This window comes from Acinetobacter nectaris CIP 110549 (assembly GCF_000488215.1).
Classification (GTDB): Bacteria; Pseudomonadota; Gammaproteobacteria; order Pseudomonadales; family Moraxellaceae; genus Acinetobacter; species Acinetobacter nectaris.
In genome coordinates, this window is record NZ_KI530734.1 from 276,119 (window position 1) to 289,024 (window position 12,906).

At 36.7% G+C, this 12,906-nt stretch carries 13 protein-coding genes and 1 rRNA gene; 5 read left to right on the plus strand and 9 right to left on the minus strand.

Going from position 1 to position 12,906, the window contains the following annotated elements; translation table 11 throughout:
- Nucleotides 1-33: 33 nt before the first annotated feature.
- The 3 genes from P256_RS10250 to P256_RS10265 form a co-directional block, all read right to left on the minus strand.
- On the minus strand, nt 34-276 hold the full coding sequence (locus P256_RS10250; protein ID WP_023273612.1) for a hypothetical protein: 243 nt from the start codon (nt 274-276) through the stop codon (nt 34-36).
- A 560-nt stretch (nt 277-836) separates the two neighbouring features.
- Nucleotides 837-2,531: an NAD-dependent malic enzyme gene (locus P256_RS10260; protein ID WP_023273614.1), complete on the minus strand. Its 1,695-nt coding sequence runs from the start codon at nt 2,529-2,531 to the stop codon at nt 837-839.
- Between the two features lie 191 nt (nt 2,532-2,722).
- Nucleotides 2,723-2,977, minus strand: coding sequence for a type B 50S ribosomal protein L31 (locus P256_RS10265; RefSeq protein WP_023273615.1), 255 nt, complete (start codon nt 2,975-2,977; stop codon nt 2,723-2,725).
- A 157-nt stretch (nt 2,978-3,134) separates the two neighbouring features.
- Between P256_RS10265 and argS the strand changes: the two genes are divergently transcribed.
- Together argS and P256_RS10275 are read left to right on the plus strand one after the other, a co-directional pair.
- On the plus strand, nt 3,135-4,925 hold the full coding sequence (gene argS / locus P256_RS10270; protein WP_023273616.1) for an arginine--tRNA ligase: 1,791 nt from the start codon (nt 3,135-3,137) through the stop codon (nt 4,923-4,925).
- A 17-nt stretch (nt 4,926-4,942) separates the two neighbouring features.
- A complete protein-coding gene (locus tag P256_RS10275; RefSeq protein ID WP_023273617.1) occupies nt 4,943-5,536 on the plus strand; it encodes an SPOR domain-containing protein in 594 nt (197 codons plus the stop codon).
- Nucleotides 5,537-5,554: 18 nt separating this feature from the next.
- On the opposite strand, the gene P256_RS10280 is transcribed toward P256_RS10275, so the two are convergent.
- Nucleotides 5,555-6,466 carry a DMT family transporter gene (locus P256_RS10280; protein WP_040332155.1) on the minus strand — a complete coding sequence of 304 codons (912 nt, stop codon included), beginning with the start codon at nt 6,464-6,466 and terminating at the stop codon, nt 5,555-5,557.
- A 186-nt stretch (nt 6,467-6,652) separates the two neighbouring features.
- Here P256_RS10280 and P256_RS10285 point away from each other — a divergent pair, with 186 nt between their 5' ends.
- On the plus strand, nt 6,653-7,507 hold the full coding sequence (locus P256_RS10285; protein WP_023273619.1) for a helix-turn-helix domain-containing protein: 855 nt from the start codon (nt 6,653-6,655) through the stop codon (nt 7,505-7,507).
- Here P256_RS10285 and P256_RS10290 read toward each other — a convergent pair.
- From P256_RS10290 to P256_RS10300, 3 genes are all read right to left on the minus strand, one after another.
- Nucleotides 7,483-7,941 carry a 2-thiouracil desulfurase family protein gene (locus P256_RS10290; RefSeq protein ID WP_023273620.1) on the minus strand — a complete coding sequence of 153 codons (459 nt, stop codon included), beginning with the start codon at nt 7,939-7,941 and terminating at the stop codon, nt 7,483-7,485. The two genes, P256_RS10285 and P256_RS10290, sit on opposite strands and share 25 nt — an antisense overlap.
- A 3-nt stretch (nt 7,942-7,944) precedes the next feature.
- Nucleotides 7,945-8,595, minus strand: coding sequence for a glutathione S-transferase (locus P256_RS10295; RefSeq protein ID WP_023273621.1), 651 nt, complete (start codon nt 8,593-8,595; stop codon nt 7,945-7,947).
- Between the two features lie 96 nt (nt 8,596-8,691).
- Complete coding sequence (locus tag P256_RS10300; protein WP_023273622.1) at nt 8,692-9,981, minus strand: MFS transporter; 1,290 nt, start codon at nt 9,979-9,981, stop codon at nt 8,692-8,694.
- Nucleotides 9,982-10,190: 209 nt separating this feature from the next.
- Between P256_RS10300 and dinB the strand changes: the two genes are divergently transcribed.
- Both dinB and P256_RS10310 read left to right on the plus strand, forming a co-directional pair.
- Complete coding sequence (gene dinB, locus P256_RS10305) at nt 10,191-11,246, plus strand: DNA polymerase IV (protein ID WP_023273623.1); 1,056 nt, start codon at nt 10,191-10,193, stop codon at nt 11,244-11,246.
- A 79-nt stretch (nt 11,247-11,325) separates the two neighbouring features.
- A complete protein-coding gene (locus P256_RS10310; RefSeq protein ID WP_023273624.1) occupies nt 11,326-11,679 on the plus strand; it encodes a RidA family protein in 354 nt (117 codons plus the stop codon).
- A gap of 22 nt (nt 11,680-11,701) precedes the next feature.
- On the opposite strand, the gene cysK is transcribed toward P256_RS10310, so the two are convergent.
- Nucleotides 11,702-12,694, minus strand: a complete 993-nt coding sequence (gene cysK / locus P256_RS10315; protein ID WP_023273625.1) for a cysteine synthase A — start codon at nt 12,692-12,694, stop codon at nt 11,702-11,704.
- A gap of 129 nt (nt 12,695-12,823) precedes the next feature.
- Nucleotides 12,824-12,906, minus strand: a 5S ribosomal RNA gene (rrf, locus tag P256_RS13560); the annotation flags it as partial.

A 12,906-nucleotide genomic window follows, 5' to 3' on the forward strand; every position in this document is an offset into this window, starting at 1 on the left:
GGCGATTTAATCGCCTGTTTTATTTAACCTAAATTATTGCTTGTCGTTTTTCATATCTGACATCTTATGATCATGTTGCATCGACATATGATCCATATCCATTGGTTCACTCGCCGACTGACCATCACCCGACCAAGTCTTTGCATACTCATTTACATTGCGTGTATCGTGTTGCATCGACAAAAATAAAAAACCTAAGAATAAAATACCGCATACAGTTGCAATAATTACACCGAGCCAACCTTTCTTACCTGAACTTTTTACATTTGTTGTCATTTCAATATCCTATCAATTAATTTAAATGTTTATTTTATAAATGAATAATTATTGGCGGTGCTTGGCTCAAAGGTAAACAATACTTTCTTATCCGAATATCAGGGTTCTTCAATCGAAAAAGGTAAAAAATAAAGAATAAACTTAGCCACTTTACATGTTCTACATCAACATGAGGAAACCAGAGTAAAGTATGACTATAAAGCAGGCAAAATAAACATATCACATGTAGTGTATGCTTTTGATGAGGAGCATGTACTCGATTTACATGAGATTGATGAACAATATCCTTATGAGGAAAATCAACTCTAAGCTCTTCACAAAGTGCACCTTGTAAATGATTTGCAGATTGCAAAACAGGCTGTAAAAAGAAATTAAGCTGTAGACTCCATGCGCAAAGGCACAGAAAAATGCCCAAACGTTTTGTCAATGAAGTGCCAATCATCAGGTTACTGTTTGATATATTCTAGTCGACTTTCTAATGATTAAAAGTATATTGCAAAGAAATTAAAGAAAATAAAAAAGCACGTGATTTACACGTGCTTTTTACTAGAAATTCAATTTTAGAATGGTACACGCTTATATTGACGGTATTCAGGTGTCCAAAAATTATCTTGAATGTTCTTTTGTAATAGTTCATCTGAAATTTCTGGCGCAACACCTGCTGCAATTGCAGCTTTAGCCACTTCAAAAGCAATTACTTTAGATACCGCTTTAATATCATTTACATCTGGTAATAAATCGCCTTGCGTGTCATGCAATAACGGCGAACAATCTGCTAATGCTGTACTTGAAGCCATCAGCATACTATCTGTTACACGTGTTGCACCTGATGCAATAATCCCTAAACCAATACCTGGGAAAATATACGAGTTATTACACTGTGCAATATTATGCAATTTTCCTTGGTAGTTCACAGGTGCAAATGGGCTACCCGTTGCAATTAATGCTTTACCTTCAGTCCATTGAACAATATCAGCAGGCACAGCTTCTGCACGTGATGTTGGATTGGACAGTGGTAAAACAATCGGGCGCTCACAGTGTGCGTTCATTGTACGAATAATTTCTTCCGTAAATAATCCCGGTTGACCTGATACACCAATCAGAACCGTTGGTTTCGCATTTTTAACGACATCTAGTAAAGAAATAATATCTGTCGTGTCCCAAGATTCTACAACTGCTGCTTTTTGTGCAAGTTTCTTTTGGAAGTCTAGAACATTTGGCTGATTATCTGTAATCAGACCAAAGCGATCAACCATAAAGATACGCTCACGTGCTGCTTCGTCTGTTAAACCTTCTGCAACCATTTGTGCAACAATCTGCTCTGCAATACCACAACCTGCTGAACCTGCGCCAAGGAATGCAATTTTTTGATCTTTGAGTGCTTTACCTGCAGCACGACTTGCTGCAATCAGGCTACCCACAGATACGGCTGCTGTACCTTGAATATCATCATTAAAACAACAAATTTTATCACGGTACTTATTTAATAAAGGTAAAGCGTTCTTTTGTGCAAAGTCTTCAAATTGAATCAATGCTTTTGGCCAACGACGGCGAATTCCACGAATAATATGGTCGACAAATTCGTAATACTCATCACCTGTAATACGTGGTTGACGCCATCCCATATAAATTGGGTCATTGAGTAACTGTTGGCTATTTGTCCCAACATCAATTGTAATTGGTAATGTATATGCAGGACTAATACCGCCACATGCGGTATATAAAGACAGCTTACCAATTGGAATACCCATACCACCAATACCTTGGTCGCCCAAACCAAGAATTCGCTCACCATCTGTAATGACAATCACTTTGACATTCTTACGATTCACATTTTGTAAAATGTCATCAATATGATCACGGTCAGGATAAGAAATAAATACACCACGATGACGGCGATAAATATCAGAAAAACGCTGACATGCTTCACCTACAGTCGGCGTATAAATAATTGGCATCATCTCAGATAAGTGATCTTCAATGAGTCTAAAAAATAAGGTTTCGTTGGTATCTTGAATATTTCTTAAATAGATATGTTTATTAATATCGCTATTGAAGGCACTGTATTGTTGGTATGAACGCTGACTTTGCTCTTCAATCGTTTCAATTACATTTGGAATTAAACCATGCAAATTAAATCGTGTTCTTTCATCTTCACTAAATGCCGAACCTTTATTTAATAAAGGAAGCTCTAATAGTGTATTACCTGCATAAGGAATATAAAGTGGACGTTTTGGGGGTAAATCAGAATTCATACGCTCTCTCATCTTTGCCATAACTGTATAAACAGTATGCGATCATATCTTGCTCTAAGCTTAATTGTTTTTTTTAGAAATGGATATGTTTATTTATGGCTGATGAGTTATTTTATAAAAAATACCCTTAAATAACAAAGGCTCATTCTATTTAAGGGCAGAAATGGAGAGATCATCTAACGGCGTGTACTTTATGCTTTTTTCTTCGCAAAACGACCAAACTTACGGTTAAAGTTCGCAACACGACCTTCATTACTTGCTTGACGTACTTCACCTGTATAAAACGGATGAGAAGCGCTTGAAATATCTAAAGTCATGTATGGATATTCTTTTCCTTCATAAACTTTTGTTTGTTTTGGCTGTAATGTCGAACCAATAATGAAGTAAGCATCAGCATTTGTGTCATGGAAAAGGACTTGCTGATATTTAGGGTGAATATTTCTCATAGTGAGTACCTGAATACGATTACATTAGTGTTACTTTATAACATAACAATAAACCTTTTTATATGCGTTGTCAATTTGTCAAAATATACGAAACATTCCCTAAAGAAGCCGAAATTTGATATATTTACCGTTTTTATGCAACAGTTTTTCTATTGATATGAATACGGCCATACAAGCAGCTTTAGACCATGCAGTGCAAACTCTTATTGCACAAGAAATTCTCCCTGCAGACTGGAAGAATGCAAGCCATCTAACACGTACCAAAGACCGAAGCCATGGGGACTTTGCATCAAATATTGCAATGGTTGGCTCGAAAGCTGCAGGTATGAAACCTCGAGATCTTGCAGAGAAAATATTGGCTGCGTTACCGCAAGTTTCGGAAATTAGTAAAGCTGAAATTGCAGGCCCTGGTTTTATTAACTTCTTCTTAAATGCAGACGAGCGCTATGCTGTATTAGATCAAATTCAACAACAACAAGAAAACTTTGGTCGCACCACACACAATGCAGACCAACGCGTACAAGTAGAGTTTGTTTCAGCAAACCCAACGTCTAGCCTACACGTGGGTCATGGTCGTGGTGCAGCATATGGTATGACTGTTGCAAACCTACTTGAAGCAACAGGTGCAACTGTAGACCGTGAATACTATGTCAATGATGCAGGCCGTCAAATGGATATCCTTGCAACATCAACATACTTACGCTATTTAGAACTCAATGGCCAGGCCCTTGTTTTCCCAAAAAATGCGTATCAAGGCGACTACGTTAAAGAGATTGCGCAAAGCATTATCAACCAAGATGGTACAGAGTACGACTTCCCTGTTGCAGACGTATATAAAGATGTTCCAGAAGATGTTCAATATGCAGAAGAACTCGATAAAGACGGCAACAAAGTTGTTTTATCTGGCGATAAAGAAAAACATATTGATGGCTTAATTGCCAATGCACAAAACCTCCTTGGGCCAAACTACCGTATTTTCCATCAAGCAGCACTCGATGCCATCTTAGAAGATATTAAAGATGACTTAGGTGAATTTGGTGTTACGTTTAATCAATGGTTCAGCGAAGCAACACTTGCAGATAAGATTGAAGAAGCATTAGAAACCCTTGAACAACGTGGTTTCTTATACGAAAAAGATGGAAACATCTGGTTTAAGTCGACTGAATTTAGCGATGAAAAAGATCGCGTTGTAAAACGTCGTAATGGCCAAGCGACTTATTTCGCTTCAGACATCGCGTACCATTTAAACAAATTACAGCGTGGCTACACTCACCTATTAAATATTTGGGGTTCAGATCACCACGGTTATATTGCACGTGTGAAAGCAGCAATTGATGCTTTAGGTTATGACTCATCAAAACTGACTGTATTGCTTGTACAGTTTGTAAGTTTATGGCGTGGTGGCGAAATGCTACAAATGTCTTCTCGTTCAGGTCAATTTGTGACATTACGCGACTTACGTAAAGAAGTGGGTAATGATGCTGCACGCTTTTATTATGTCATGCGTAAAAGTGAACAACATATCGACTTTGACTTAGACCTAGCAGTATCACAAAGTAAAGATAATGCGATTTACTATATTCAATATGCACACGCACGTATTTGCCGTATGCAAGAAAAAGCAAAAGATGTTGGTATTATATTTAACACTGTAGATGCTCGTCCTTTTGCAGAACATTTAACACTCGAAGCAGAAACAGCAATTTTAGCGAAACTTGCCGCGTATCCTGATGTTGTTTCACGTGCTGCAACTGCATACGAACCACATCAAGTTGGTAACTATTTAAAAGAGCTTGCTGCTCTATTCCATGCTTGGTACAACGAACACAAAGTACTGAACGATGATGCAAATCTAACACAAGCACGTCTTCTTCTTTCTGCCAATGTACAAAAAGTTTTACATAATGGTTTAACACTTTTAGGTGTATCTGCACCTGAAGCAATGTAAGTTAGAGGAATCTTAACGTGTTTGGTAAAGTGCAACGTGGTGTTTCAAAAAAACCCAAACCATCTAAATCGAAGCTGCTCCCTACTTGGTTAGGTACAGCGATTATTATTCTTATCGTATTTTTTGGTGCGGTTACCTTTGCACTTTGGAAACCTTGGGCACCTGTGCAACATCCACAGGTTTCTCAAAATACCATGAGCAAAGATACTGAAACTAACCACGACTATCGGTTCTATGACCAGTTACCAAAACAACAGGTCACACCTATACCAGAACAAGCTGTACCAACACGTCAAACCACGACAAACAGTATTATTGTTGAAGCACCACAGGCTGCTTCCGATGTTGCAAGTGCAGGTATATCTACCAATGATCCTGCACCTGTTTCGTATATTTTACAGGTTAAAAGCTTTCAAGATCCAGACAGTGCAGATGCTAGACGTTCAGAAATTTTAATGAATAAATTGCCTGCAGATGTAATTACGAGTACTGAAGGTGGACAAACATGGTATCGCGTGATTTCAGGGCCATATCAGACACAACAAGATGCTGTGCAAGCACAGCAAACTCTGCAAAATAGTGGTATTGACTCTATCGTTGTCAAAAACTAATCATCTGAGAACAGGCAATCATCCATTGATTGCCTGTTTACTTTTAAACCATGCTAAGCGTTTAAACTTTATAAAAAATACAGCATTACCCAATAAAATTAAGCCAATACCAAACACTGCATTTACTGTCCAAACATAACCATCCATCATTGTAGAAATAATTAAAGCCACCAATGGAAAAAGTAAAGTGCTATATGCTGCATTACTTGCCCCTATACGCCCCACTAAAATAAAATATGTACAGAAACCAATAACAGAACCAAATATAGCCAAATACAAAATTGAAAGCTGTGAAATAACTTGTACCTGAGGTAGTAAATTCTTTCCTAAAATTAGGCATAAAGACAACATGATCATTGCACCATATAACATGGCATATGCTGTTGTTGTAAAAATATCTCTACCCTGTTTCTGATGCTGAACACTCAGCATATTTCCTAGAGAGAATCCACATGTTCCCATCAAGCATAAAACGATTCCAAATAGCACATCTGATTTAAAGTGAGTGCCGTAAATATCATGCCAAAATAGTGCAATAATGCCGCTTATACCCAAAAGAGCCGAAAAATAAAACCTTGGTGAAATGGACTGCTTAAAGAAAATTCGACTATTTATTGCATTAAATAATACTGCAAGTGAGAAAATAATGGCTTCTAAACCACTATTAATATAGTGGACTGCATAGTAAAAACATAAAAAATTAAAGCCAAAAATACAACAACCTTGAAGTAAACATAATAGGTGCGCCTGTTTAGGTATTTTTTTTAACTTCTTAAATAAAATAAGTACTATAAATAAAAGTAAGCTCGCAATTAAAAACCGCCAAAATACAGCAACTTCAGGAGCTATGAAACTACGTTGCTGTAAGGTAATCGCTTGCCATGTTGTGCCCCATATAAGTACAACAAATCCATATAAAAACAAATTCAGCTTCATGCTTATTATCTCAAGCCATTAAACTTATATTCTCTATAAATTACTTACTTTCTAAATCCATATTCTTGCGATAGATATCTATATTTTTGTGTATTTATTATCTTTTTATTCTTCGATCCCTTATATTAAATAATCAAACCATCATCAAAAATTCTTTCCTATTTTATGTAGTACGATGCTATGCGGTACGATATTTTAGAACAATTACAGCGTTTTAAGACTCAATTGGTCAACTCTGTTGAGATTGGTTCAGGCATCCAACTTGCTCATTGGAAAAATAGTCATGACTGTGTAAAAGTATGCAGTAACCATCATACGCTTAGTCTCTATGTAAAAGATGGTTATGAAACTTATCAAAAAACAGCACATGGCTGGAAAAATGGTGGCGGCCCTAATAAATTCTGTTTAATGCCTCAAAACTCTGAATCAACTTGGGATATTCGAGGTAACCTTTCCTTTATTCATCTTTACTATACGCAGCAACATCTACAACATGTAGCAGAGCAAGTTTGGGATAAGTCGCCAAATGCCATTGAGCTTAATGAAAGTGCATTTGTGCTTGATGAAAAAGTTAGCTTCTTATATCAAAACTATCTCATTCAACCGACATGGGCACACCAAGAAAACCATTTAGAAATGAGTATGGCAGCATCATTACTCTTAACCCATATGGTCAAAAACTACAGTAATGTTGAGTGGCAAACGCCTCAGGTCAAAGGTGGGCTATCTCCCTATGCACTTAAATATATTTTGGAGTGGATCGATGCACATTTAGATCAGCCGCTTACGTTGAGCCAATTGGCCCAACAAGTCCATTTAAGCGAGCATCATTTTGCCCATATGTTTCGAAAGTCAATGCAAATACCTCCTCACCAATATGTTATGCAACGTCGCTTAGAAAAAGTACATCATGCACTCAATCATACAACACAGACCATCATTGAAATTGCACACTTATATGGATTTAGTTCTGCAAGTCACATGAGTGATCGGTTTAATGTTTATTATGGTTATAGACCATCCAAACTCAGATAATTTTCAGAAACCACCTGAATACCATACTGGCGAAATAAGGCTGTTGTGACACCTACCCCTACTTTTGTCTCTCCATTAAACTGACCATTATAAATATAGCTACTCCCACAAGAAGGACTCACTTCTTTTAACACAACATGCGTTACGCAATGCTCTCGTGCAAAATTCAGAGCTTTCCAAGCACCATCAATATATAATTGTGTGACATCATTTCCTGTTTTTTCTATAACTCTCGCAAGTCCTGCAAGCACATCATAGCCATCTCCACCTTTAATTTCAGCAGGTGGTCTTGGCGTAGAAAATCCTGCCAATAATTCAGGGCATACAATTTTGGCCTTATTCTCTAAAACTAACTGCCTAATTGTATTATTTAATGCATCTGTTGCATTATAACGAACAGCATTTCCAGCTAAGCAAGCACTTACGAGAATCATTAGCTAAGTTGTCTCTAATTTTTCTTTGACTCTTGCAATACGATATCCATCTCTTTCCTCTATTCGTTCTAAATAACGCTTAATATTTGGAATATTTAAAGAAGGTTTTCGTGCAAGAACATCTAATGGAAAACTCATTTGAATATCGGCAAAAGAAAACTCACCGGCAAGATAGTCATGATCAGCCAAATAACTTTCAATATATTGAACATGATCACTCAAACGAGGCTGAATAAATCCTTTTTTAATACTTTTTGAGAACTTCTGAGCAACAGGACGAATAATAAACGGTGCACGCTGTGCAGCAAGTCCAAGTACTAAACGAAAGACCAATAAAGGCATCAGAGAACCTTCTGCATAGTGTAACCAAAAAAGATAATGCTGTAGATCAGAAGGCTGTTTTGGTTTAAAAGCACCTGATGCATCATAAGTCATTTGCAAATACTCAAGTATTGCTCCCGACTCTGCAAATGCAGTGCCATGGTCTGTCAAAATAGGGGCTTTACCTAACGGGTGAATTTGTTTGAGTGCATCTGGAGCAAGAAAACTTGATGTGCGCTCATAATATTTAATCTTATAATCTACACCAAGCTCCTCTAATGCCCAGATAATTCTAAAAGAACGTGAATGCTCTAAATGATGCAGCGTAATCATGCTATTTTTCTTTGACAGTTTAAATTATAAGATTAATTTAGCATGCTCTAAAATATGTAAGCTAGTACTTATTTCAGATTATTACGCATTTGCAACTTAAAGATGATCGAGATATTCAGGCTCCTTAGGAATTGCTAAACTACAGAAAAAGCAGATAATTAACATTAAAATGACGTAAATGAAAAATGTATTTTCTAAACCACTGGCTTTGAATTGTAGTGCGACAGACGGAGCTGATCCACCAAAAAGAGCATTACCCATAGCATAAGAAAAACCAACACCAAGTGCACGTACATGTGAAGGAAACATTTCTGCTTTCACCAAGCCACTAATAGAAGTATAAAAACTGAGTAACAGCATCATTAAAATAAGTAGGCCTGTTACAACGAAGGTATTATGCGAAAAATATGGCATCGCAACAGCCATAACTGGATAAATAGCGATAGCAAGTAAAGCACTAAAGGCAAGCATGGCATTACGACGACCGATCCGATCTGCCCATGCGCCAAATATAGGCTGTACCAACATAAATACAAATAGTGCTCCTGTCATAATATAGCCAACAATTTTATCTGGAATGCCTATACTATTTGTAAGGTATGTTTTTGAATAAACAGTAATTGTATAAAAAGCCAAAGACCCTGCAGAGGTATAGCCAACAACCAATAAAAATCTTTTCCAATGTTTTTTAAGCAGTTCAACCAAGCTGCCAGACTCTTCTTTATGGCTTTCATCTGTAGATAATGTTTCCTCTAGACCACGTCGCGCAACTAAAGAAATCAGTGCAGCACATCCACCGAGTACAAAAGGCAATCTCCACCACCCTGCTTCTAATTGTGCATGTGTTAAAAATGCCAACATAATGACACTAAGTAGGCTCGCGAGTAGCTGCCCCCCTGACAAAGTCACATATTGAAATGAAGAGAAAAAACCACGTTGCCCTTTTAAGCCAATTTCACTCATATACGTTGCCACAGCACCATACTCACCACCAACAGACAACCCTTGTAATAATCTCACCACCAATAATAAAAAAGGTGCAAGAATACCTACTTGTTCATACGTTGGTAAAAGTGCAAATAAAAATGAACTTAATGCCATAAAACATATGGAAATAATCATAGATTTTTTTCGACCATGACGATCGGCAATACGTCCAAACAACCAGCTACCAACTGGGCGCATAAAGAAACTTGCAGCAAAAACACCCCAAACATAAATTGACTTGGTTGTAGCGGCCATATCAGGTGCAGTTAATGCATGCGTAAAATATACAGCAAACACCGCATAGATATAAAAATCGAACCACTCCACTAAATTCCCTGACGCTGCACCAATAATTCCACGAATACGACTACGTTTTTCTTCTACGCTATATGTATTCATTTTTTGTCCCTATGTGCATATATTGAAAGTGTTTTTATATCGTTACACCATATAATATATGGTTAAAAAAATACTATTAGCCATTTGGCTATAATATATAAAATATTATTATCACTCTTATGAATGATTCTACTTTCAAATTTAAATGCTTTTTATATGCATAAATCGTTATAATTTTCTTCCCATAGCAGTAATCTATTCAGTGATATATGCGTAAGATTATTCATATTGATATGGATGCATTTTTTGCATCTGTTGAATTACGTGATCGACCTGAACTTATTCATCAGCCTGTCGCTATTGCATTTGATAATCCACGCTCAGTACTCACAACAGCTTCATATACAGCACGAAAGTTTGGGCTACACTCAGCAATGCCATTACATCAGGCAAAAAAGCGCTGTCCAAATCTAGTCATTATTGAACCAAACTTCATAAAATACAGAGAAGTATCAAAAAACATTCATCATATATTCCAAAGATATACAAATATTATTGAACCTATTTCATTAGATGAAGCTTATTTAGATGTCACAATAAATTTAAAAAATATTGCAAGTGCAACAGAGGTTGCTCAATGTATTCAAAGAGATATTTATTTGGAAACAAAGCTCACTGCCTCTGCAGGTGTTGCCCCAAATAAGTTCCTCGCCAAAATTGCATCTGACTGGTATAAACCAAATGGTTTATGTGTTATTAAACCCCACAAGATTCAAGATTTTCTTCATTTACTGTCTTTAAAAAAAATCCCGGGAGTTGGTAAAGTTACTCAAGCAAAGTTAGAGAAGCTAAACCTCTATACACTCGGGGATATACAAAAGATTGATGAAGCTATTTTATTGCATCATTTTGGAAAATATGGAAAGCAGCTTTATCTATATGCACAAGGAATTGATGAAAGACCTGTGCAAAATGAACGCATTCGTCAACAGATTTCAAAAGAAAAAACATTTGATATGAACTATACAATAGAAACATGTCAGATTTATATTTATGAACTCTGTGAACAAATTTGGCAAAGCCTAACTCAGAAAGAAATGATTGCATACGGTATATCATTGAAATTTAAAAGAAGTGACTTTCATGTATTACAACACAGTAAAAGCTTTTCTCATTCTTTTGAATCTCTAGATCAGCTTAGACAAGCAAGTCTTTTATTAATTCATGAAATGAATATTCCTCTAAATACACAATTCAGACTCGTTGGTGTTTCAACTTATCATTTAGAAATGCATACATCAATTTCTCAACTTTCTTTATGGTAAGCATCGAAGTGCTCTTGTATTTTTTATATAAGCTGATTTAGAGTAGAAAAACTACAATTTTATGTGATGATCAGAAACGATGAGTATTACACGCCTACATAAAACCAGTCGCTTTTGTGAAGCAGCAATTACAGGAAATCTCATCCATTTAGCAGGACAGCTCGCAGATGATATCTCACAAGATATTACCTCTCAAACACAACAAACTTTAGATAATATTGATCGTTTTCTTGAAGATGCAGGAAGCAATAAGAGTCAGATTTTGTCTGTAACCATTTATTTAAAAGATATCGAAAAAGATTATCAAGCAATGAATACATTATGGGATGCATGGATTGATCCTGAAAATCCACCTGCACGTACATGTGTTGAAGCAAAAATGTATTCACCGCAGGTCTTAGTTGAAATGACTGTTACAGCAATTCAACCATAAAAATAGGGCTCTTGCCCTATTTTTAATCTTCTTCAGCAAATAAAACAGAAGACAGATAGCGTTCTCCACTATCAGGTAGAATCACGACAATCGTTTTATCTTTATTCTCTGGTCTTAAAGCAACCTGTTCAGCTGCTGCAAGTGCTGCTCCACAAGAGATCCCAACTAAAATTCCTTCTTGAGTTGCACATTTACGTGCCCATTGAATTGCATCTTCACTACTTATAGGTAAAACTTCATCTACTAAATCCAAATCTAAATTTTTAGGAATGAAGTTAGCACCAATTCCTTGAATTTTATGCGGCGCAGGTGTAATTGCTTCTCCTGCTTTAGTTTGTGTAATAATTGGTGATTCACTTGGTTCTACAGCAACAGAATATAAAGGCTTATTCTGAACTTGCTCAAAGTATCTCGAAATTCCTGTAATGGTACCACCTGTACCTACACCTGAAATGAGAATATCAACATCTCCATCTGTTGCCTGCCAAATTTCAGGGCCTGTTTTTTCTTCGTGTATCTTGGGATTTGCAGGATTATCAAACTGTTGAGGTAAAAAATATTTTTCAGGGTCTTCAGTCGCTAGACGTACTGCTTCATCTACAGCACCTTTCATGCCTTTTGCTGGCTCTGTAAGTACCAAGTTTGCACCTAATGCTTTTAATACTTTACGTCGCTCTAAGCTCATACTTGCAGGCATAGTTAAAGTAATTTGATAACCTTTTGCAGCTGCTACAAAAGCCAATGCAATACCGGTATTGCCACTTGTAGGCTCTACAATATGCATACCTTCTTTTAATACACCGCGTTGTTCAGCATCTTTTACTAAAGCAGCCCCAACACGGCATTTTACTGAAAATGCAGGATTACGGCTTTCAATTTTTGCGAGAACTGTTGCTCCACCTTTTATAATTCTATTAATACGTATTAATGGTGTATTGCCAATTGCTTCAGCATTGTTTTCGTATACAGCAATACCCAAGTTTTCAGGTGTTTTAAAGCTCTGATCGGTTGGCATGATTTATATCCTTTACTTTGTATGATTTTTCATACATCACGATGCCAAATTTTCAAGTTAAAGTCTATTCTAATTATATTACTGCATGCATAAAAAAAGCCTCCCTGTTTGGGAGGCTTTAGAATTAAATGCTGGCGATGACTTACTCTCACATGGGTAACCCCACACTACCATCAGCGCTAAGAGGTTTCACTTCTGAGTTCGGGAAGGGA

Excerpts from the sequence above, each read along its gene's own strand:
- P256_RS10250 (WP_023273612.1), bottom strand. The coding sequence starts at position 276 with ATGACAACAAATGTAAAAAGTTCAGGTAAGAAAGGTTGGCTCGGTGTA.
- P256_RS10260 (WP_023273614.1), bottom strand. The coding sequence starts at position 2,531 with ATGAATTCTGATTTACCCCCAAAACGTCCACTTTATATTCCTTATGCA.
- P256_RS10265 (WP_023273615.1), bottom strand. The coding sequence starts at position 2,977 with ATGAGAAATATTCACCCTAAATATCAGCAAGTCCTTTTCCATGACACA.
- argS (WP_023273616.1), top strand. The coding sequence starts at position 3,135 with ATGAATACGGCCATACAAGCAGCTTTAGACCATGCAGTGCAAACTCTT.
- P256_RS10285 (WP_023273619.1), top strand. The coding sequence starts at position 6,653 with ATGCGGTACGATATTTTAGAACAATTACAGCGTTTTAAGACTCAATTG.
- P256_RS10290 (WP_023273620.1), bottom strand. The coding sequence starts at position 7,941 with ATGATTCTCGTAAGTGCTTGCTTAGCTGGAAATGCTGTTCGTTATAAT.
- P256_RS10295 (WP_023273621.1), bottom strand. The coding sequence starts at position 8,595 with ATGATTACGCTGCATCATTTAGAGCATTCACGTTCTTTTAGAATTATC.
- P256_RS10300 (WP_023273622.1), bottom strand. The coding sequence starts at position 9,981 with ATGAATACATATAGCGTAGAAGAAAAACGTAGTCGTATTCGTGGAATT.
- dinB (WP_023273623.1), top strand. The coding sequence starts at position 10,191 with ATGCGTAAGATTATTCATATTGATATGGATGCATTTTTTGCATCTGTT.
- P256_RS10310 (WP_023273624.1), top strand. The coding sequence starts at position 11,326 with ATGAGTATTACACGCCTACATAAAACCAGTCGCTTTTGTGAAGCAGCA.
- cysK (WP_023273625.1), bottom strand. The coding sequence starts at position 12,694 with ATGCCAACCGATCAGAGCTTTAAAACACCTGAAAACTTGGGTATTGCT.